Source organism: Snodgrassella sp. ESL0253, assembly GCF_013344965.1.
GTDB lineage: Bacteria > Pseudomonadota > Gammaproteobacteria > Burkholderiales > Neisseriaceae > Snodgrassella > Snodgrassella alvi_B.
Genome location: NZ_JAAEDQ010000028.1, coordinates 1 through 1,230 on the forward strand (window position 1 = coordinate 1; position 1,230 = coordinate 1,230).

The following is a 1,230-nucleotide window of genomic DNA, read 5'->3' on the forward strand; positions in this document are numbered from 1 at the left end:
GGGCTTTGTATTGTTCTTCGTCGTTCTGGTAGCCATCCAGACGGCGATAGCCGGTCAGGTTGGCGATTTGTTCGTTGATCAGGCGTTGTTCGTAATAGCCGTCGCCCAGCCGTTTCTGCATTTTGTTCGGGTCTTGGCCGAGGGCGCTAAGCATATAGTCGCTGCCCAGCCATTTTTGTTTGTTGGTAAAGGCAGGGTCGGTTTCTACCAGATAGCCGTTATTATTGGGGTTGATATGGTACAGGCTGCTGTTGGGTAGTCTGGTGTTGGTATCAGTCAGGGTTTTGATGTGTTGCTGCTGTTGGGCAATGTTGTTGTTGCTGGTACTGGTTTGGTTGTTACTATTTATGTTGCCAACTTCATGGCCAGTTGGATTGGCTGTGCTGGCTTTGCCCTGATTACTACCAATGGCTGTGTGTTGTTGGACGATGCTGACTGGCTGCTCGAAGTCAAGTTCGGTTATGGTCACGCTGTTTACTTTACCTGTGGTTTTTTTTCTGGCCTCATGATGGCGGCTACGTTTTTTATAGGTAAATCTGCCTTGTTTGCCCTCATCAACAACACGCTGTTGTTGTTTGGTTTCCTTATTTTCCAGCCACAAGTTATCACTGCTGATGAGATTACCACCAACTAGTATCTGACTATTGTTGTTTTCCCAGTGGCTACCTACGATATTCAGGTTACCACCGATGATGATCTGGCCAGGATCGCTTTCTTTGACACGTTGTTTATAAATACTGCGTACAAAATCCCACCAGCGAATTTTATTGATATCGTCATAACGCCAGTGAACTTTACTGCCGTCCTTGAATTTGAATTGGGCGTATTTTTTGCTCCAACTAAAATGGCCATCGACACCTTCTGTCCATTTTTCGGTTTTACCCGCATCCTTGTATTGTCTGATTCGTTCACTACTGGCAAGGTAATCTTCAACAGTGAAGTGGTTATTCAGGTTGTGTAATTCTTTGACGGCGATGTTGCCATTACCCTGCGCTTCGATGCGCGCGCTGCCATTAATCAGGCTGTCGGCCATGCCTGTAGCCTGATGCTGTTCGTTTAAGGCACCACCAATGGCGATATCGCCTTCGCTCGACAGGAGGGCGTGTTCTTTGTTGATGATGTTGGCGGCACCGATGTCCAGCCGCTCACGCGCAGCAATAACCGCGGCTTTGGTTTCGCTGCCGATGGTTTCTTCCTGGTTGATTAGGTTATGGGTGCCGATGGCAACAT

General features: G+C 47.8%; 1 pseudogene. It reads right to left on the bottom strand.

What is annotated here, in order from left to right:
* Nucleotides 1-1,230: pseudogene (locus GYX26_RS11180) on the bottom strand (S-layer family protein); the annotation flags it as partial.